Below are 19139 nucleotides of genomic sequence, written 5' to 3'. Positions count from 1 at the left end.
GTGACCTCACTGGTCGCGGTATACCAGGTGTACGCGGGTTGCGGGTGGTGCGACGATGGTTTTTATGGGGGACAGGGCAACTCTGTTGGAGACAGGGCGGTTTGTGCAACGAAGCGGCCGGACGACGGAAAACATGGCAGATGAGGCATTCGCCGCTGCCCTGGCCGGGACCGCTGACATCGCAGACGGCGCCCGCGCGGCCCGCGTGTCCGCCGTCCTCGCCGTAGACATCACCGACACGGCCGACGCGGGTGAGGGCGTCGAGACCGGCACCGGTGCGGACACCGCCCGGAGCACGGACACCACGGAGACCGCGGACCACGCCGATGAGACCGAGGCGCGGCACCGGCGTGCCGCGGAAGCCGGTGATCCGGTGTCGATGAGCGTTCTGGGCGCCCTCCTGCTGCGCCGCGGCGACCTGGACGGTGCCGAGATCCACCTGCGCGCGGCCACCGCCGAGGGCGACCGGGCCGCGGCCAACAACCTCGGTGTGCTCCTGCACCAGAGGGGATACGCGGACGAGGCGGCCGGGTGGTGGCGCATCGCCGCTGTGGCAGGCTCCGCGGCCGCCGCGCACGCCCTCGGGCGACACTTCCGGGAGCGCGGGGACGAGCCCGGCGCGGAGTACTGGCTGCGGCAGTCCGCGGAGCAGGGCCACGCGCTGGGCGCGTACGCACTGGCCGACCTGCTGGAGCACCGTGGTGACGGCGGTGCCGAGCGCTGGCTGCGCACCGCCGCGGAGCAGGGGCACCGGGAGGCCGCGTACCGCTTGGCTCGGGCGATCGAGCGCAACGCCGTCGGCGACGCGCACGACGCCTTCGGCCTGGGGCGCGAAGGCCGCCGGGTGCTGGACCCCGGCATGTCCGCGAGGAGGGACAGCCCCGTCGCGGGGCCCGATGCCGGACGGATGGGCGAGGCCGAGCAGTGGTACCGCCAGGCCGCGGCACGTGGTCACCGGCGTGCCGCTCTGCATCTCGGAGCCATTCTCGAACAGCGCGGCGAGCTGAAGGAGGCCGGCCGCTGGTATCTCACCGCCGCCAAGGACGGCGAGCCCCGGGCGGCCTGCGCCCTCGGTTTCCTGCTGCGCGACGCGGGGGACGAGGAGAGCGCGGCCGTGTGGTGGCTGCGTGCCGCCCAGGACGGCGACGGCAATGCCGCGAACGCGTTGGGCGCGCTGCACGCGGCCAGGGGTGAGCAGCAGACCGCGGAACGGTGGTACCGCGCGGCCATGGACGCCGGTGACGTCAACGGTGCGTACAACCTCGGGCTGATCTGCGCTGCCCAGGACCGGATCCCGCAGGCGGAGCAGTGGTACCGCCGGGCCGCCTACGCCGGGCACCGCGAGGCGGCGAACGCGCTGGCCGTGCTGCTGCTCCAGGCGGGGGACGCGACCGGGGCCGAACCCTGGTTCTCCAAGGCCGCGGAGGCGGGCAGCGTGGACGCCGCCTTCAACCTCGGCATCCTGCACGCCGGACGGGACGAGGACGGCACGGCGCTCGGCTGGTACCTGCGGGCAGCGGCGGCCGGGCACACCGACGCGGCGCTCCAGGTCGGCATGGCCATGCTGCGGGACGGTGACGAGCGGGAGGCCGAGCGTCATCTGCGCTGCGCCGCGGGTGGCGGCAGCGCAGAGGCCGCCTTCCGGCTGGCAGGCGTCCTCGATCTGCGTCAGCCCGCGCCCGGGCCCCCCGCGCTGGGCGAGCCGATGCCGGAGAAGACCGAGTGCGAGGAGTGGTACGAGCGGGCGGCCGAGCAGGGGCACCGCCGTGCCCAGGTCAGGGCCGGAATGCTCGCGGCCGCACGCGGCGACATGGAGAGCGCGGCGCGCTGGTACCGCGAGGCCGCCGAGTCGGGCAGCCGGAACGGCGCCTTCAACCTCGGCCTGCTGCTCGCACGCGAGGGCAGTGAGCGTGAGGCGGCCCTGTGGTGGAGCCGTGCCGCCAACGACGGGCACGGCCGGGCCGCCCTGCGCCTCGCGCTGCTCGCCGCCCGCCGCGGCGAACTCACCGAGGGGCAGCGCTGGTGCGCCCGTGCGGTCGAGCTCGGGCCGGCGGAGGTGGCCGAGCGCGCCGCGCGGCTGCTGGAGGCGCTGCACCAGGAGCTCACCGCTTGACCGCCGGCCGGCCCGGGCTCGGCGGCGCACGGATGTCCGGGGAATGAATTTGCGCTGGTCGACGGGGTCCCGTAGAGTTGCAATCACAACGACGCGGGGTGGAGCAGCTCGGTAGCTCGCTGGGCTCATAACCCAGAGGTCGCAGGTTCAAATCCTGTCCCCGCTACTGAACGACAGAGGCCCGGATCCTTTCGAGGATCCGGGCCTCTGTCGTCGTATGCGGGACTGCGCAACGGCTCAGGAGCCGCCGGGCGCACCCGGTGCGGGCGCCCCGGCGTGCACCTTCCCCTCAGGCGGTGGCGGCGCAGTTCGGACAGACGCCGCGGTACGTCACCTCGACGTCGGAGACGGTGAAGCCGAAGCGCTCGTCGTCCGGGAGGTCCGCCAGCGGGTTGCCGGACGGGTGTACGTCCCGGATCGCTCCGCAGCGCCCGCACACCAGGTGGTGGTGGGGGCGGTGGGCGTTCGGGTCGTACCGCTTCGCCCTGCGGTCGGTGGAGACCTCGATGACCTCTCCGAGGGACACCATCTCGCCCAGCGTGTTGTACACGGTGGCGCGGGAGATCTCGGGCAACCGGTCGACGGCCCTCGCGTGGACCTCGTCCGCAGTCAGATGCACGTGGTCCCCTTCGAGAACCTCGGCCACCACGCGCCGCTGTGCCGTCATGCGCCAGCCGCGTCCACGGAGTCGTTCCAGGAGGTCACTCATGGGGTCAGCCTAACAGTGGGGAAGCGAAGTTCCGAGTAGGTGTGACTTTAGATAGTCATTTGACTTGGACAATGTCCAATGTAGGATCGGTGACGTATTGGCCAAGGACAGGCTGCGGCCGAGAACAGGCTGCACAGGGAACGACGCTGTGCAGGACATTGACGCAGGAGGCGCGCGTGACTCAGGGACCGCTCACCACGGAGGCCGGCGCTCCGGTAGCCGACAATCAGAACAGCGAGACCGCTGGCCCGGGTGGACCGGTTCTCGTCCAGGACCAGGCGCTTCTCGAGAAGCTCGCCCACTTCAACCGCGAGCGCATCCCGGAGCGCGTCGTGCACGCCCGCGGCGCCGGCGCGTACGGCACCTTCACGCTGACCCGGGACGTCTCGCAGTGGACCCGGGCCGCGTTCCTCTCGGAGGTCGGCAAGCAGACCGAGACCTTCCTGCGCTTCTCCACCGTCGCGGGCAACCTCGGCTCTGCCGACGCGGCCCGGGACCCCCGCGGCTGGGCGCTGAAGTTCTACACCGAAGAGGGCAACTACGACCTGGTCGGCAACAACACCCCGGTCTTCTTCATCAGGGACGCCATCAAGTTCCCCGACTTCATCCACACCCAGAAGCGCGACCCGTACACCGGCTCGCAGGAGGCGGACAACGTCTGGGACTTCTGGGGTCTGTCACCGGAGTCCACGCACCAGGTGACCTGGCTCTTCGGTGACCGGGGCATCCCCGCCTCGTACCGTCACATGGACGGCTTCGGCTCGCACACGTTCCAGTGGAACAACGAGGCCGGTGAGGTCTTCTGGGTCAAGTACCACTTCAAGACCGACCAGGGAATCAAGAACCTCACCGCCGACGAGGCCGTACGCCTCTCCGGTGTGGACCCGGACAGTCACCAGCGCGACCTGCGTGAGTCCATCGAGCGGGGCGACTTCCCGAGCTGGACCGTGCAGGTCCAGATCATGCCGGCGGCCGAGGCCGCGGGCTACCGCTTCAACCCGTTCGACCTCACCAAGGTGTGGCCGCACGCGGACTACCCGCCGATCGAGATCGGCAAGCTGGAGCTCAACCGCAATCCGGAGAACGTCTTCGCCGAGGTCGAGCAGTCGATCTTCAGCCCGGCGCACTTCGTGCCCGGCATCGGTCCGTCCCCCGACAAGATGCTCCAGGGACGTCTCTTCGCGTACGGCGACGCCCACCGCTACCGCGTCGGTATCAACGCCGACCACCTGCCGGTGAACCGCCCGCACGCCACCGAGGCGCGTACCAACAGCCGTGACGGGTACCTGTACGACGGCCGTCACCAGGGCGCGAAGAACTACGAGCCGAACAGCTTCGGCGGCCCGTCCCAGACGGGCCGGCCGCTCTGGCAGCCCGTTCCCGTCACGGGCGGTACGGGTAACCACGAGACGCCGGTCCACTCCGAGGACAACGACTTCGTGCAGGCCGGCAACCTCTACCGGCTGATGACGGAGGACGAGAAGGTCCGGCTGATCGACAATCTCTCCGGGTTCATCTCCAAGGTCTCCCGCGACGACATCGCCGAGCGTGCGATCAACAACTTCCGTCAGGCGGACCCGGACTTCGGTAAGCGGCTCGAAGTCGCGGTCCAGGCGCTGCGCGGCCAGTGATCATCACCGTCCAGGGTAGGCCGGATTCCCCGGGTTGTTCCGGGGGATCCGGCCCCCTGTCGTTCATGAGGGCCGGAGCGGCGGGGCGTCAGACGGGCAGGCCGGTGGCCTGCCTCCTGACCGGCGCCCAGCACCTGATGATGTCGCGCACCGAGACGATGCCCACGGGACCGTCGCCGTCCAGCACGATCAGATGCCTGAAGCCGCCGTGCGTCATGGCCTCCGCGGCTTCCTCGAGGGTCCAGTCGGGAGAAGCGAAGACCACGTCGGTGGTGGTGTGGGTGGAGGCGGTCTCGACGTCGGGACTCAGTCCGGCGCCGACCGCGTCGAGGATGTCGCGTTCGGTGATGATGCCGAGGCCGCAGGTGTCCGGGTCGTGGACGACCGCTGCTCCGACACGGCGGGCCGACATCAGCCGGGCCGCCTGACGGAGTGTGTGCGCCGGGCCGATGGTGAGGACCAGGGTGCTCATGGCGTCACGGACAAGCATGTAAGGAGCCACCTCCTTCGTGAAGTGACCTGCGAAGTGGCCCTTCGTGAGACCGTTCACAAGTTCACAAGTGGGGGGACTCTCAGAGTCGCACCCGCGAGGGAACTCGACAAGAGGTCAGGCGCCCGCCTGTGGCGGGCATCCGGACAGGCCCGCCCTTCGGGCGGACGGCGCTACTTTCGAAACACGCCCTAGTAGCGCTGGTTGAGGTAGCCGAGCAGCTCGTGGTGCAGCAGGCCGTTGGAGGCCGCCGCGTTGCCGCCACCCGGGCCTGACACCCCGTCGAGGCTGGTGAACCGCCCGCCCGCCTCCTGGACGATGATCGCGTTCGCCGCCATGTCCCAGAGGGAGAGCTCCGGCTCCGCACAGATGTCCACCGAACCCTCGGCGACCATCATGTACGGCCAGAAGTCCCCGTATCCGCGCGTGCGCCAGCAGGCCCGGGTCAGATCCATGAAGCCGTCGAGCCGGCCCTGCTCCTCCCAGCCGGTCATCGAGGCGTACGCGAACGACGAGTCCGCGATCCGCTCCACCTTCGACACGTGCAGCCGGGTCGCCGACGTCAGGCTGCGGCCGGAGAAGGCACCCGCACCCTTCGCCGCCCACCAACGGCGGTTCAGTGCGGGGGCCGACACCACGCCGACCACCGGCTGGAAGCCGTCCTCGCCCGCCTCCATCAACGAGATCAATGTCGCCCATACGGGGACGCCGCGGACGTAGTTCTTGGTGCCGTCGATCGGGTCGACGACCCAGCGCCGCGGTCCGGTGCCCTCGATGCCGTACTCCTCGCCCAGGATCGCGTCGCGCGGGCGCGCCCGGTGCAGGTGCCCGCGGATCAACTCCTCCGCGTGTTTGTCGGCCTCACTCACCGGGGTCATGTCCGGCTTGGTCTCGACCTTGAGGTCCAGAGCCTTGAACCGGTCCATCGTCGCCGCGTCGGCGGCGTCCGCCAGCACGTGGGCAAGGCGCAGATCATCGTGGTAGTCGGGCATGCCGTCACAGTATCCACCGCCACCCGCCCGGGCTACACGGACCCGCGCGGGACGGGCCGTTTCGGGGGCCGCGCCGGTGGTGTGCGTACCCTCGACGGCGCCTGGGACGTATCGGGCCTCAGTGTGCCGAACCGGATAGCTGCAGGCCGATCACACCGATGATCACCAGCGTGATGGACACCAGCTTGAGGGTGGAGACCACGTCGTCGAGGAAGACCATCCCGTAGATCGCGGTCCCCGCCGCTCCGATGCCCGTCCACACCGCGTACGCCGGGCCGACGTCGAGCTTCTTCAGGGCCATCGTGAGCAGACCGAAACTGCCGAGGGCGAACGCGCAGAAGGCGATCGTCGGCCAGAGGCGGGTGAATCCGTGCGAAAGCTTCAGACACACGGCGAAGCCGGTCTCCAGCAGTCCGGCGACCACGACCAGCAACCACGCCATCGTCAGGTGCCTCCCACGTAGGTGACGCTTCGTCTCGCTTGCGCGATTATGCCCTTACCAGCCGTGGGGGCCCGCAAACGTGCGCGAGTCGGGCAGTCCGCCGTGGGTCAGTCGCCTTCGCGCCGCTCCCGGGTCGCGAGGAGCCTCCGCAGCGAATCGAGCCGCGCCGGATCGGCGTGCCCCTCCGCGACCCACGCGTCCAGGGCGCACTCCGGCTCCTGGCCGTCATGGGTGCAGCCGCGCGGACAGTTCTCCGTACCCGGCTGAAGGTCGGGGAAGGCGTTGATGACCCGGGAGGGGTCGACGTGGTGCAGCCCGAACGACCGCACACCCGGGGTGTCGACCACCCAGCCGCGGCCGTCCGGCAGGGGCAGGGCGAGTGCCGAGGTGGTGGTGTGGCGTCCGCGCCCGGTGACGGCGTTGACCACGCCGGTGGTCCGCCGTCGGTCCTTCGGCACCAAGGCGTTCACCAGGGTCGTCTTACCGACCCCGGAGTGCCCGACGAAGGCGGTCACCCGGTCGTTCAGCAGCTCCCGCACCCGGTCGGCTGCGTCGCCGTTCTCCAACTCCTCGCGGCTGGTCACGATGTAGGGCACACCCAGTGGGGTGTACGCCTCCAGGAGCTTGTCCGCCGACGCGAGATCGGACTTGGTCAGCACCAGGAGCGGGGTCAGCCCGCCGTCGTACGCCGCGACCAGGCAGCGGTCGATCATGCGTGGGCGGGGTTCGGGATCGGCGAGCGCGGTGACGATGGCCAGCTGGTCGGCGTTGGCGACGACCACCCGCTCGAACGGATCGTCGTCGTCCGCCGTGCGACGGAGCACCGAGGTGCGCGCGCCGATCCGCACGATGCGCGCCAGGGTGTCCTTGTCCCCGGAGAGGTCACCCACCAGGGAGACCCGGTCGCCCACCACGGCGGCCTTGCGGCCCAGCTCACGGGCCTTCATGGCCGTCACCGCACGGCCGTCGACGAGACAGGTCAGCCTGCCGCGGTCGACGGTGAGGACCATGCCGTCCTGGGCGTCCTCGTGCTTGGGGCGCGTGTGGGTGCGGGGACGGTTGCCCTTGGGATTGGGGCGGACGCGGATGTCGTCCTCGTCAGGGTTCTTCCCGTAGCGGCGCATGCCCTCAGACCTCGCGCCGGCCCGTCGGGGCACCGAGCGCCCCGGGGGAGACGCCCACGGCGCCGGATGGTTCCCCGAGCATGCCGGTCCACATGTCCGGGAAGTCCGGCAGGGTCTTGGCCGTCGTGCCGACGTTCTCGATCTCCACCCCCGCCACGGCGAGGCCGATGATCGCGCCCGCGGTCGCCATCCGGTGGTCGTCGTACGTGTGGAAGGTCCCGCCGCGCAGCGGGCGGGGGTTGATCCGCAGCCCGTCGGCGGTCTCGGTGACATCGCCGCCGAGACCGTTGATCTCCTTGGTGAGCGCCGCCAGCCGGTCCGTCTCGTGCAACCGCAGGTGGGCGACGCCGCTCAGGGTGGACGGGGAGTCCGCGAGGGCGGCGAGGGCCGCGATGCCCGGCGTCAGCTCACCGACCTCGCTCAGGTCGACGTCGATGCCGTGGACCTTGCCGGAGCCCGTGAAGGTGAGACCGCGCTCGGTCAGCTCGCACGCGCCACCCATCGCGGTGAAGATCTCGCGCAGCGCATCACCCGGTTGGGTGGTCCGCAGGGGCCAGTCGGGGACGGTGACCCGGCCGCCGGTCACCAGCGCGGCGGCCAGGAACGGCTGAGCGTTGGAGAGATCGGGCTCGACCGTCAGATCGCGGCCCAGCAGTGCGGAGGGGGAGACCCGCCAGACATCGGGCTCGCCGCCCGACTCCGGCTCGTCGACCTGGGCGCCGACCGCGCGGAGCATGTCGACGGTCATCCGGATGTGGGGCATGGAGGGCAGGGCCGAGCCGGTGTGCCGCAGCTCCACGCCCTGGTTGAAGCGGGGTGCGGACAACAGGAGCGCGGAGACGAACTGGGAGGACGAGGAGGCGTCGACGGACACCGGGCCGCCGTCCAGCGCCCCCGCGCCGTGCACGGTCAGCGGCAGGGTCCCCCGGCCGTCGTCGTCGATCCGGGCTCCCAAGGACTTCAGTGCGGCGATCACGCCGTGCAGGGGCCGTTCGTAGGACCGCGGGTCTCCGTCGAAGTGGACCGGCCCGTCCGCGAGGCAGGCCACGGGCGGCAGGAAACGCATCACCGTGCCCGCGTTGCCGACGTCCACCTGGGCGGGGCCGTGCAGACCTGCAGGAATGACGCGCCAGGCCTCGCCCGAGCCGTCCGGGCCCACGCCCTCCTCGATGCCGACACCCATCGCGCGGAGCGCCTGGGCCATCAGGAGGGTGTCGCGGGAGCGCAGCGGGCGGCGCAGCCAGCCCGGCTCGCTGGACAGCGAGGCGAGGACGAGGGCGCGGTTGGTGACCGATTTCGATCCGGGCACGGTGACGGTCGCGTCGACGGCGCCGGTCGCTCGGGGGGCGGGCCAGAGGGCGGGGCGCACGGAACTATCGGTCATGCCCCTCACTTTAGTGGCTCAGCGCAAACCCAGATCCTCAACAAAAGCGATGAAACCAGGGCGTAATGCAAGGGTGGTAAAGGCGTGCTCTCAGAGTCCGAGCAGCCAGCGTCCGCCGCCGATCAGCGAGCAGAGCGACACCGCGTGGAAGAGGAAGAGCCAGATCGCGGCCGGCGCGTGGGTGAGCCGGGCGAGCTGGTCGGCGTCGGAGTCGGGCGCACCGCCGTGCCTGCGCTTGGACTGCAGCTCGAACGCCGGACGTACGCCGCCGAGCAGCAGGAACCAGACCACGGTGTACGCGAACGCCGACTGGACGTCCGCCGAGGTCAGCCAGGACACCAGCAGGAAGGCCGTGCCCGTGAGGATGACCGTCAGCGCCCCGTACAGATTGCGGATCATCACCAGCATCACCGCCAGGAGAGCGGTCGCCAGCCACAGGAGCAGCGTGATCCGGCCGTTGGTCAGCAGCCAGGCGCCGCCCAGGCCGAGCAGCGGTGGCGCCGTGTAGCCGGCCGCCGCGGTGAGGATCATGCCGATGCCGGTGGGCTTGCCGCGGCTGACGGTGAGGCCGCTGGTGTCCGAGTGCAGCCGGATCCCGGAGAGCTGCCGCCCGGTGAGCAGGGCGATCAGGCCGTGACCGCCCTCGTGCGCGATGGTGATCGCGTTGCGGGAAAGCCGCCATATGAGATTCGGCACCACCGCCACGAGCGCCGCCGTGGCCGTGACGACCACCAGCCACTGCTCGGGAGCGGGCTGGGTGCCGAAGACGCGATCCCACAGATCGCCCAGTTCGGTGCTGTCCATGTGCGGGCGGCTCCTTGAGGTGCTCGACGGATCGGGGCCCACTCGACTGGCGGGTCGTGGCAGTCTGGCACTTATGTGCGGACGGTATGCAGCGAGTCGGCGGCCGGAGGATCTGACCGGGCTCTTCGGTGTGGAGAAATGGGAACCCACGGAGACCCTGGAGCCCGACTGGAACGTCGCGCCGACCAAGGAGGTCTACGCGGTTCTGGACCGTCCTGTGAAGGACGCGGAGGACCGGCGCCCGGTTCGCCAGTTGCGCGCGCTGAAGTGGGGACTCGTGCCGTCGTGGTCGAAGTCCCCGGAGGGCGGCGCCCGCATGGTCAACGCGCGGGCGGAGACCGTCCACGAGAAGCCGTCCTTTCGCAGGCCCTTCGTGTCGAGGCGCTGCATCCTGCCTGCCGACGGCTACTACGAGTGGGTCACCGGCGCCGACGAGCGGCAGCTCGAGGAGAAGGGGAAGAAGAAGAGGCCCCGGAAACAGCCGTACTTCGTGACCCCTGCGGACGGCTCCGTCTTCGCGATGGCCGGTCTGTACGAGTTCTGGCGCGACCGGACGCTGCCCGACGACCATCCGCAGGCATGGTGGGTGACCTGTTCGGTGATCACCACCGAGGCGGAGGCCGCCCCGCTCGCGGTGGCACCCGCCGAGGGCCCCGCCTCGCTGTCCGACATCCACCCCCGGATGCCGCTGATGCTGACACCGGACCGCTGGGACGCCTGGCTCGACCCGTCGCGCACCGACGTCGACGAGCTGAAGGCGCTGCTGGAGCCGCCGCCCGGTGGACTGATGCGGGCCTATCCGGTGGCGACCGCGGTCAGCAACGTCCGTAACAACGGCCCGGAACTCCTGGAGGAGCTGGCCGCGCCGGAGGTGAGCACGCTCTTCTGACCCGGCACCCGGCAGGATGAGCGGTGTGAGCCGTACTGCAGCGACAGCGGGGAAGGCCGAGAACGTCGGCACGGACGCCGGGGAGGCCAGGATCACCTGGCTCCCCGCGAAGAGTGCCCGTCTGGTGCTCGCCGTCAGCCATGGAGCGGGCGGCGGCATCGAGGCACGTGACCTCCAGGCCCTGGCAGCCGTGCTGCCCGGTCACGGGGTGACCGTGGCCCTGGTGGAGCAGCCCTGGCGGGTGGCCGGAAAGAAGCTGGCGCCCGCGCCTCGGACCCTGGACACCGGCTGGCGGGGCCTGTGGCCGGCGCTGACGGCGCCAGGACTCCCGGTCGTCGCCGGGGGACGCAGCGCGGGGGCCAGGGTGGCCTGCCGTACGGCGTCGGAACTCGGGGCTCACGCGGTTCTCGCCCTGAGCTTCCCCCTGCATCCGCCGGGCAAGCCCGAGAAGTCCCGCGCGCAGGAGTTGCTCGGCGCGGGCGTCCCCACCCTCGTGGTGCAGGGTGGCCGCGATCCGTTCGGGCGCCCGGAGGAGTTCCCCCCGGGGGAGCACGGGCTCGTCGAGGTGCCGTTCGCGGACCACGGCTTCGCCGTGCCGAAGAAGGCGTCACTGACCCAGGATCAAGCGATGGATCTCCTCACCGACGCGGTGGCCGGGTGGCTGGACGGGCTCTCCTGACCACCGGCCACGTAGGTGTCTCCACAGTCCGGGCACCCGCGCAAGCCCCGGGAATGCGCCACGAGGGGCGGCTGTTGTGGCTGGTGTCGGTACAACAAGGTCGTACGTGGAGAGGGAGTCCGTCGCATGGGTTCGACCATCTGCCCGAGTCGCTCGAACGCCGCTGAACTGGAGTGGACGGTCCTTCGCGCGGCCACGAGCACTCCGGCGCGCGCCCCGGGCGGAACCGATCGGCAGCCCGCGCAGAAGCAAGGTCGACTATTCTCCGATGCGAGCGGGTCCGGTTTCGGCTCCGCCACATCGTTGGAGGAGGTGGGTCCGGTCACTGGGACCGACACAGGGACCGACGACGGCCGTGCGCAGGAGACGACTGCCGAGCGCAACGCGCGCTTCGAGCGGGACGCCCTCGGATATCTGGACCAGATGTACTCGGCCGCGCTGCGCATGACGCGCAATCCCGCGGATGCCGAGGACCTGGTGCAGGAGACGTATGCCAAGGCGTACGGCTCCTTCCACCAGTTCCGTGAGGGCACGAACCTCAAGGCGTGGATGTACCGCATCCTCACGAACACCTTCATCAACTCGTACCGCAAGAAGCAGCGCGAGCCTCAGCGGAGTGCCGCCGAGGAGATCGAGGACTGGCAGCTGGCGCGTGCGGAGTCGCACATGTCGACGGGTCTGCGTTCGGCTGAGTCACAGGCGCTCGACCATCTGCCGGACTCCGATGTGAAGTCCGCGCTGCAGTCGATCCCCGAAGAGTTCCGCATCGCCGTGTACCTCGCCGATGTCGAGGGCTTTGCCTACAAGGAGATCGCGGACATCATGGGGACACCCATCGGTACGGTGATGTCCCGGCTGCACCGGGGGCGCCGTCAGCTGCGCGGCATGCTGGAGGACTACGCGCGTGAGCGCGGGCTCGTCCCGGCCGGAGCCGGTGAGTCGGACGACAGGAAAGGCTCGGCCTCATGAGCTGCGGAGAGCCGCACGAGACGGACTGCTCAGAGGTTCTCGATCATCTCTACGAGTTCCTCGACCATGAGATGCCCGAGGGCGACTGCACCAAATTCGAGGTGCACTTCGAGGAGTGCTCCCCGTGCCTGGAGAAGTACGGCCTGGAGCAGGCCGTGAAGAAGCTGGTCAAGCGTTGCTGCGGGCAGGACGATGTGCCCGCCGACCTGCGCTCGAAGGTGATGGGGCGGATCGACCTGATCCGTTCCGGACAGGCCGTGCCCGAGCAGGACGTGGCCATGGGCGGGGCCGACCGTCCGGCCGCCGCCGAGTGACGGCCGTCGCCTCGCGCGCCGGACACTGAACCCGGTCGTATCACCCGAACGTGCTAATCCGGTCCGTTCGAACCCTGCGCGACCCCCGACTCGCTAGCCTGGCGCCTCCATCGACCAGGCTGGGGGCGGGTGGTACGGGTGAGGGGCACACCGGGGGCGGCATGCGTCCATATCCTGTGCACGGCGATCTGCGCCGCGCTCTGCGCACTGCCCGCGCTGTCCCCCGGGGCCGCCACGCCCTGGGGCACGCTCGGCCTCCTGGCCGCGCTCTACCTGGTCTGTGAACTCCCCGGCCGCTGCCGCGTCCTCGGCGGCTCCGTGCCGGTCGGTGCCGGATCGTTCTTCCCCCTGCTGCTCGCCGCGGCGTTCCTGCTGCCGCCGTCCGCAGCCGCGCTCGTCGCCGTACCCGGCGCGCTCGTCGGCCGGGTGGAGCGGCCGCCCGCCACGGCCCGCCGTGTCTGGAGGGCCGCGCAGCTCGCCCTTACCGTGGGGGCCGCCTCGTGGGCGTACGCGCTCCTCGGCGGTCCCGCCACGCTCGGCGGTTCCTCCGGGGGCTCCGTGCCCGACCTTCCGTACGCCCTCCTCCCCGTCTGTGCGACAGCGCTCGTCTTCAGCCTCGTGCTGGCGGCACTGGACGGCGGCATCCTCGTCACGGCTGAGCGCGTGGCCCTCGGGCACGCCTGGCGCGGGCTGCCGGCCCGCTCCGTGGGGCCGCATCTGGTGCACGCGCTCGCGGGGCTCATGATGGCCGTCCTGTGGCGCAGCTCCTACGGGCCGCTGTCCGCGTTGGTCGTCCTGCTCCCGATGTACATCTCCTGCTGGGTCTTCGCGCAGTACCACCGCCGGCACGCCGCCCACCGTGCCACCATCAGGGCGCTCGTCCAGGCGGTCGACATCAAGGACGGGTACACCCGCGGACACAGCGAGCGGGTGGGCCGCGCCTCCGAGCTGATCGCCCGTGAACTCGGCATGGAGGAGGGCCGGATGGAGGCTCTCCGCTTCGCAGGCATCCTCCACGACGTCGGCAAGCTGGGCGTCCCGACACGGATCCTGCGCAAGGACGGGCCGCTCACCCCCGAGGAGCGCCGCGTCATCGAGCTGCATCCGGAGTACGGCCACGAGATCGTCCGGGGCATCGGCTTCCTGGACGAGGCCCGCGCCGCGATCCTGCACCACCACGAGCGGCTCGACGGCAGCGGCTATCCGTACGGCCTCGCCGGTGACAGCATCCCCGAGTTCGCCCGGGTCGTCGCCGTCGCGGACGCCTTCGACGCGATGACCTCGACGCGCTCCTACCGCCGAGGGCGGCCCGTCGCCGCGGCCGTCGAGGAATTGAGGCGCTGCGCCGGGAGCCATTTCGACCCGCGGATGGTGCGCGCCCTGGCGGCCGCCCTGGACCGCCACGGCTGGTCCGCCGCCGCCACCACGGTCACCTCGGACGAGGAGCCGCCCGGGCTGCCGCACCAGCGGGCGGGGGCACGACCGCCCGCCACCGGCTCCCCGGGCCGGCCGGGACCGCCGCGGTGACCCCGGTCCACCCGCCGCCGGCCGTCCTCGCGGTCCGCGGCGCCGCACTGGGCCTGGCGGTCGTCGCGCTCGGGCACACCCTGTGGCACGGCGTTGTGGAGCCCGGCCACGCCCTCGCCTTCGGAGTCCTGGTCACCGTCGGTGAGCTGGCCCGCCGGGGCGCCCAGCCCGGGGAGCGGGAGCCCGCGCCGCTGGGGGCGGCAGGAGCACTCGCGTACGCCCTGCTCGGACGCAGCGGCGGGCAGGAGACGGCGCACGGGGTCCTCCAGGTGGTCACCGTCGTCGCCGCGGCACAACTGCTCGCCTCCGTGCCCCACGTGGCGCGCGGCAGCGGTCCGGGGCCCGACCAGGCCGCCCGGCGCGTGCTGGCGGTGGCCTTCGCCGCCGTGTGCTTCCAGCCCCTCCATCATTCGGGCCGGTCGGAACGCTGGTTCGGCGAGGGACCGTACTTCGCCCTCTTCCTGATCGTGCTGCTGATCCTCACGGCCCTCTGTGACGCCGTGCTCGCGGCCCTCACGGCAGGGACGCCCCGTCCGTACGGGGCGCAGCTCCGCGACGAACTCCGGGCGCTCAGCGACATCGGCTCGGCGGTCTGCGCCACCGGCGCCGTGATGGCGCTCGGGGTCGCCGTCGCGGGCCTGTGGGCCCTGCCCGTCCTGTGCGTACCGCTGCTGCTGACCCAGGTGTCGTTCCGCCGGTACGCGGCCGTCCGTACGACGTACCGGCAGACCATCGCCTCGCTCGCCCGGGCCACGGAGATCGCGGGCTACACCCCGCACGGGCATGCCCGCAGGGTGGCCGAGCTCTCGACGGCGGTCGGGCGGGAGATGGGGCTCGCCGAGCCGGAGCTGACCGTGCTGGAGTACGCGGCGCTGATGCACGACATCGGCCAGCTCTCACTCGTCGACCCGGTGGCCGACGGCGCGACCGTCGTGCTCCCGGCCGTCGAGCAGCGCCGGATCGCCCTGCTCGGAGGGGCGGTGGTGCGTCAGACCGGGGTGGATCCCGCGGTCGCCGTGGTGGTGGAGCAGCAGGCCGATCCTTACGAGGATCAGCAGACCGCCGCCAGGATCGTCCGTGCGGTCAACGCGTACGACGACCTGTGCGGGGAAGGCGTCAAAGGGCCCCTGGGGGCGCTGGAGCAGCTCAGGCTCGGTACCGGTCGCGACTACCAGCCGCAGGTGGTAGAAGCATTGGCCAGAGTTCTGGCGCGTGGCGGTCTGACCCCGCTGGGGGCTGGGTAACCCATGGGTAATGAGCGAGCGTCCGGCCGGGCATGGTTGGATGCGAAGGAGAGCGGTAAAGAGGGTGTCCAGTCGGGACAGGCGGGAATCGTGAGGATCTTCGGGAAGGTACGGCATCGGCCGTCCGCCTCTTGGCGGCAGGCCACGGACCGCGCGTTCACGCTGATCGGCGACGGCCGGTACGAGGACGCGGGGGCCCTGCTGACGCGCGCGGCGGACCTGGAGCCCTGGCTCTCCGAGTCATGGTTCAATCTCGCGCTGCTGCACAAGTTCCGGCACGACTGGGAACAGGCGAGGGCCGCGGGCCTGCGAGCCGTCGCCCTGCTCGACCGGGGGGCCGGTGCTCCGGACTGGTGGAACGTCGGGATCGCCGCCACAGCCCTGCAGGACTGGCCGCTGGCGCGCCGGGCCTGGCAGGCCTACGGACTGAGGGTGCCGGGCAGCGGCCAGCACAACGCCGCGGCCAACAGCGAGCCCACGGGCATGGACCTGGGCAGCGCGGCCGTGCGGCTCTCGCCCGAGGGCGAGGCCGAGGTGGTCTGGGGCCGCAGGCTGGACCCGGCACGGATGGAAGTGCTGTCGATCCCGCTGCCGTCCTCGGGGCGGCGCTGGGGCGAGGTCGTCCTGCACGACGGGGTGCCGAACGGCGAGCGGGTTACGGCGGCCGGGCCGTCGTACCCGGTGTTCGACGAGATCGAGCTGTGGGCGCCCTCTCCCGTCCCCACCTGGGTGGTGCTCCTGGAGGCGGCCACCGAGGCCGACCGGGACGCGCTGGAGCAACTGGCCTCCGATGCCGGATTCGCCGCCGAGGACTGGTCGTCCTCCGTGCGACTGCTCTGCCGCGCATGTTCGGAGAGCCGGATGGAGAGCGACGAGGGTGACGGCGAGCACCTGGACCCGCACGACCACAGCGAGCCCGGCCACCCCGGGCCCCTGGGCCACCGCACCGCCGGCGACCTGTGGGTTCCGGAGCGTGAGTGCGGCATAGCGGCCCCCGCCGGACTGGTGCGCGGGCTGCTGGACGGCTGGGTGGCGGACAGCCCGGACAGTCGCGAGTGGCGGGATCTCGAAGAAGTCTGCTGAGCGGTGCCCGCAGGTGCCCGTAGGCTGTACGGGCACCGATTGCGGTGCGGTGGTCACGGGTTTCAGGTTTGCAGGAAGGCGTACGGCGGACATGTCGCAGCAGGAGACGGACGAGCAGACCGGTGTGGACGACGAGGGATTCCTCGTGGACACCGAGGACTGCGAGGCGCGCGAGGCGGCGCACCGGGAGCGCGGCACGTCCCGCCCGATCACGGTGGTCGGCAACCCCGTCCTGCACAAGGAGTGCAGTGACGTCACGGAGTTCGACGACGAGCTCGCACAGCTGATCGACGACATGTTCGCCAGCCAGCGGACGGCGGAGGGCGTGGGTCTGGCCGCCAACCAGATCGGAGTGGACCGCAAGGTCTTCGTCTACGACTGCCCGGACGACGACGGGGTGCGGCACGTCGGCGCGATCTGCAACCCGGTGCTGGAGGACCTCGCGCCGGAGCAGCGCAACCTCGACGACTCCAACGAGGGCTGCCTCTCCGTGCCCACCGCGTACGCCGCGCTCGCGCGTCCCGACTACGCCGTCGTGCGCGGCCAGGACGCACGGGGCAACGCGGTGAAGGTGCGGGGCAGCGGCTACTTCGCGCGCTGCCTCCAGCACGAGACGGACCACCTGTACGGCTACCTGTACATCGACCGGCTCTCGAAGCGGGACCGCAAGGACGCGCTGAAGCAGATGGCTGAGGGCACGCCGCGCTACGAGGTCGTCCCGAACGACTGACCTCCGCACGAGGAGGGGCCCCGTCACACGCGGGGCCCCTCCGTGCGTCCGGTGGTGCGGGAGGCTTCGTCAACCAGCGTTCTCCGGCGCGTAGTTGACGCGCGTCGACCCGTCCGCCAGGCTCGTCCCACGCTTCACTTCGCCACCTCATCGCGCAGGGAGATCCCCATGTTCAGACGCACCGCACATCTGCTGCTCGGCCTTGTCATGACCATGGCTTTCGCCATCGGTGGTGCCGTGGTCACCGCCGGCACCGCGCAGGCCGACGGCTGTTACACCTGGACCCGCACCCTCTCGCCCGGCGCCACCGGCAACGACGTCACCCAGCTCCAGATCAGGGTGGCCGGCTATCCGGGATACAACTCGGTGCTGGCCGTCGACGGGTCGTACGGCCCCGCCACGAAGGCCGCCGTCCAGCGCTTCCAGTCCGCGTACGGCCTCGCCGCGGACGGGATCGCAGGACCGGCCACGCAGTCCAAGCTCTACGCGCTCCAGGACGACGACTGCACCCCCGTCAACTTCACCTATCCCGAGCTCAACACGTGCAACAGCACCTGGGCGGGCGGGGCGGTCGCCGCGGGCACGGCCAAGGCCAACGCCCTGAGCAGCATGTGGAAGCTGCAGGCCCTGCGGCACGCGCTGGGCGACCAGCCCCTCCGGGTCACCAGCGGCTTCCGGTCCACCTCCTGCAACGCGGCGGTCGGCGGAGCCACGAACAGCCGTCATCTCTACGGTGACGCCGTCGACCTCGGCGCGGGACCGCACTCGCTGTGCACCATCGCCAAGCAGGCCCGCAACCACGGGTTCAACGGGATCCTCGGCCCGGGCTACGCCGGCCACAGCGACCACATCCACGTGAACCAGGGTCCGAATCACTTCTGGTCGGCCTCGCAGTGCGGCATCTGACCGTACGCGCCCAGTAGTTCCAGGCCCGCCGGGGTGATCGTGCGACACCCCGGCGGAGTCCTCCGTCAGGCCACCTCGACCAGGTCGGCCGGGCCCCGGAAGGCGCGGCGGTAGGCGTTCGGGGTCGTGCCCAGTGAGCGTACGAACTGATGGCGCAGCGCCGCGGCGTTCCCGAAGCCGGTCTGCCCCGCGATCGTGTCCACGGTCGCGTCCGAGGTCTCCAGCAGATGCTGCGCCAGCAGCACCCGCTGCCGGAGCAGCCAGCGGTACGGGGTGGTGCCGGTCTCCTGCTGGAAGCGGCGGGCGAAGGTCCGGGGCGACATGTGCGTCTGTGTCGCCAGCTGTTCGACGGTCATCTCCTGGTCGAGGTGGCGCTCCATCCAGGCGAGGGTCTCGCCGACCGTGTCGCACCGGGTGCGGGGCAGCGGCCGCTTGATGTACTGCGCCTGGCCGCCGTCCCGGTGCGGCGGGACCACCATGCGGCGTGCGATGGCGTTCGCGACGTCGGGGCCGTGCGCCTGGCGGACCAGGTGCAGGGCGGCGTCGATGCCCGCTGCCGTGCCCGCCGAGGTGATGACCGCGCCCTCGTCCACGTAGAGCACGTCCGGCTCCACGACGGCCTTCGGGAAGCGGCGCGCCAGCTCGTCGGAGTGCCGCCAGTGGGTGGTGCAGCGGCGGCCGTCCAGCAGTCCCGCCTCACCGAGGACGAACGCGCCGGAGCAGACGCTCAGCACCCGCGCGCCGCGTTCGACGGCCCGGCGCAGGGCGTCCAGGGCCTCTTTCGGGTACGTCCGGTCCACGAAGTGGCTCCCGGCCGGTACGACGATGAGGTCGGCCTCCTCCAGCCTGTCCAGGCCGTAGGGGGTGCTGATGGTGAACCCGGCGTGCGTCCGCAGCACCGGGCCCTCCGCCGAGACGACCGCGAAGTCCTGGACCGGCAGCCCGTCCTCGGAGCGGTCGAGCCCGAACACCTCGCACACGACGCCGAGTTCGAAGGGGTGGACCTCGTCGAGCAGCAGGGCGGCGACATTTTTCAGCATGAGGTCAGTGTGGCAGTAATTCGAGGGTGTGTGACAGTCCTGCCACTGCCGGATTCCTGGCTCTCCGGC

19 protein-coding genes and 1 tRNA gene are annotated in these 19139 nt (G+C 71.2%); 12 read left to right on the top strand and 8 right to left on the bottom strand.

Going from position 1 to position 19139, the window contains the following annotated elements:
- The first annotated feature begins 55 nt into the window (after nucleotides 1-55).
- Together ACFYSH_RS07025 and ACFYSH_RS07020 are read left to right on the top strand one after the other, a co-directional pair.
- Complete coding sequence (locus ACFYSH_RS07025) at nucleotides 56-2113, top strand: sel1 repeat family protein (RefSeq protein ID WP_359472278.1); 2058 nt, start codon at nucleotides 56-58, stop codon at nucleotides 2111-2113.
- Between the two features lie 92 nt (nucleotides 2114-2205).
- Nucleotides 2206-2279, top strand: a tRNA-Met gene (locus ACFYSH_RS07020).
- 123 nt (nucleotides 2280-2402) lie between these two features.
- Here ACFYSH_RS07020 and ACFYSH_RS07015 read toward each other — a convergent pair.
- Nucleotides 2403-2822, bottom strand: coding sequence for a Fur family transcriptional regulator (locus ACFYSH_RS07015; RefSeq protein WP_359472280.1), 420 nt, complete (start codon nucleotides 2820-2822; stop codon nucleotides 2403-2405).
- Between the two features lie 176 nt (nucleotides 2823-2998).
- Here ACFYSH_RS07015 and ACFYSH_RS07010 point away from each other — a divergent pair, with 176 nt between their 5' ends.
- Nucleotides 2999-4453 (top strand): catalase, encoded by a 1455-nt coding sequence (locus tag ACFYSH_RS07010; RefSeq protein ID WP_359472282.1) that lies wholly within the window; start codon nucleotides 2999-3001, stop codon nucleotides 4451-4453.
- Nucleotides 4454-4541: 88 nt separating this feature from the next.
- Here ACFYSH_RS07010 and ACFYSH_RS07005 read toward each other — a convergent pair whose 3' ends face one another.
- The 6 genes from ACFYSH_RS07005 to ACFYSH_RS06980 form a co-directional block, all read right to left on the bottom strand.
- Nucleotides 4542-4943, bottom strand: a complete 402-nt coding sequence (locus tag ACFYSH_RS07005) for a CBS domain-containing protein (RefSeq protein ID WP_359472285.1) — start codon at nucleotides 4941-4943, stop codon at nucleotides 4542-4544.
- 191 nt (nucleotides 4944-5134) lie between these two features.
- A complete protein-coding gene (gene hisN, locus ACFYSH_RS07000) occupies nucleotides 5135-5935 on the bottom strand; it encodes a histidinol-phosphatase (RefSeq protein ID WP_329232664.1) in 801 nt (266 codons plus the stop codon).
- Nucleotides 5936-6053: 118 nt separating this feature from the next.
- Complete coding sequence (locus ACFYSH_RS06995) at nucleotides 6054-6377, bottom strand: multidrug efflux SMR transporter (RefSeq protein WP_359472288.1); 324 nt, start codon at nucleotides 6375-6377, stop codon at nucleotides 6054-6056.
- Between the two features lie 107 nt (nucleotides 6378-6484).
- Nucleotides 6485-7501: a ribosome small subunit-dependent GTPase A gene (rsgA, locus tag ACFYSH_RS06990; protein WP_359472290.1), complete on the bottom strand. Its 1017-nt coding sequence runs from the start codon at nucleotides 7499-7501 to the stop codon at nucleotides 6485-6487.
- A gap of 4 nt (nucleotides 7502-7505) precedes the next feature.
- Complete coding sequence (gene aroA, locus ACFYSH_RS06985; RefSeq protein WP_359472292.1) at nucleotides 7506-8885, bottom strand: 3-phosphoshikimate 1-carboxyvinyltransferase; 1380 nt, start codon at nucleotides 8883-8885, stop codon at nucleotides 7506-7508.
- A gap of 90 nt (nucleotides 8886-8975) precedes the next feature.
- Nucleotides 8976-9689, bottom strand: coding sequence for a M50 family metallopeptidase (locus ACFYSH_RS06980; RefSeq protein WP_359472294.1), 714 nt, complete (start codon nucleotides 9687-9689; stop codon nucleotides 8976-8978).
- A gap of 73 nt (nucleotides 9690-9762) precedes the next feature.
- Here ACFYSH_RS06980 and ACFYSH_RS06975 point away from each other — a divergent pair, with 73 nt between their 5' ends.
- The 9 genes from ACFYSH_RS06975 to ACFYSH_RS06935 all read left to right on the top strand — a co-directional run bounded on the left by ACFYSH_RS06975 (nucleotide 9763) and on the right by ACFYSH_RS06935 (nucleotide 18030).
- A complete protein-coding gene (locus ACFYSH_RS06975; RefSeq protein ID WP_388751237.1) occupies nucleotides 9763-10578 on the top strand; it encodes an SOS response-associated peptidase in 816 nt (271 codons plus the stop codon).
- Between the two features lie 16 nt (nucleotides 10579-10594).
- On the top strand, nucleotides 10595-11257 hold the full coding sequence (locus ACFYSH_RS06970; protein ID WP_388751235.1) for an alpha/beta family hydrolase: 663 nt from the start codon (nucleotides 10595-10597) through the stop codon (nucleotides 11255-11257).
- 312 nt (nucleotides 11258-11569) lie between these two features.
- Nucleotides 11570-12226, top strand: a complete 657-nt coding sequence (locus ACFYSH_RS06965; RefSeq protein ID WP_033298180.1) for a sigma-70 family RNA polymerase sigma factor — start codon at nucleotides 11570-11572, stop codon at nucleotides 12224-12226.
- A complete protein-coding gene (gene rsrA, locus ACFYSH_RS06960; RefSeq protein ID WP_359472301.1) occupies nucleotides 12223-12540 on the top strand; it encodes a mycothiol system anti-sigma-R factor in 318 nt (105 codons plus the stop codon). The genes ACFYSH_RS06965 and rsrA overlap by 4 nt, the downstream gene beginning before the upstream one ends.
- A 138-nt stretch (nucleotides 12541-12678) precedes the next feature.
- On the top strand, nucleotides 12679-14067 hold the full coding sequence (locus ACFYSH_RS06955; protein WP_359472303.1) for an HD-GYP domain-containing protein: 1389 nt from the start codon (nucleotides 12679-12681) through the stop codon (nucleotides 14065-14067).
- Nucleotides 14064-15311 (top strand): HD domain-containing protein, encoded by a 1248-nt coding sequence (locus tag ACFYSH_RS06950; RefSeq protein WP_359472305.1) that lies wholly within the window; start codon nucleotides 14064-14066, stop codon nucleotides 15309-15311. The genes ACFYSH_RS06955 and ACFYSH_RS06950 overlap by 4 nt, the downstream gene beginning before the upstream one ends.
- A 90-nt stretch (nucleotides 15312-15401) precedes the next feature.
- Nucleotides 15402-16394, top strand: a complete 993-nt coding sequence (locus tag ACFYSH_RS06945) for a hypothetical protein (RefSeq protein WP_359472307.1) — start codon at nucleotides 15402-15404, stop codon at nucleotides 16392-16394.
- Nucleotides 16395-16485: 91 nt separating this feature from the next.
- Entirely contained in the window at nucleotides 16486-17124 is a 639-nt protein-coding gene (gene def / locus ACFYSH_RS06940) for a peptide deformylase (RefSeq protein ID WP_359472309.1), read from the top strand.
- Nucleotides 17125-17292: 168 nt separating this feature from the next.
- Nucleotides 17293-18030, top strand: coding sequence for a D-Ala-D-Ala carboxypeptidase family metallohydrolase (locus tag ACFYSH_RS06935; RefSeq protein WP_359472311.1), 738 nt, complete (start codon nucleotides 17293-17295; stop codon nucleotides 18028-18030).
- Nucleotides 18031-18095: 65 nt separating this feature from the next.
- On the opposite strand, the gene ACFYSH_RS06930 is transcribed toward ACFYSH_RS06935, so the two are convergent.
- Nucleotides 18096-19070, bottom strand: a complete 975-nt coding sequence (locus ACFYSH_RS06930) for a helix-turn-helix domain-containing protein (RefSeq protein WP_359472313.1) — start codon at nucleotides 19068-19070, stop codon at nucleotides 18096-18098.
- Between the last annotated feature and the right edge of the window lie 69 nt (nucleotides 19071-19139).

The organism is Streptomyces sp. NPDC005791, assembly GCF_042871485.1.
Classification (GTDB): domain Bacteria; phylum Actinomycetota; class Actinomycetes; order Streptomycetales; family Streptomycetaceae; genus Streptomyces.
Note: the sequence above shows the minus strand (reverse complement) of the source record. Positions and strands in the feature narration are given on the sequence as shown.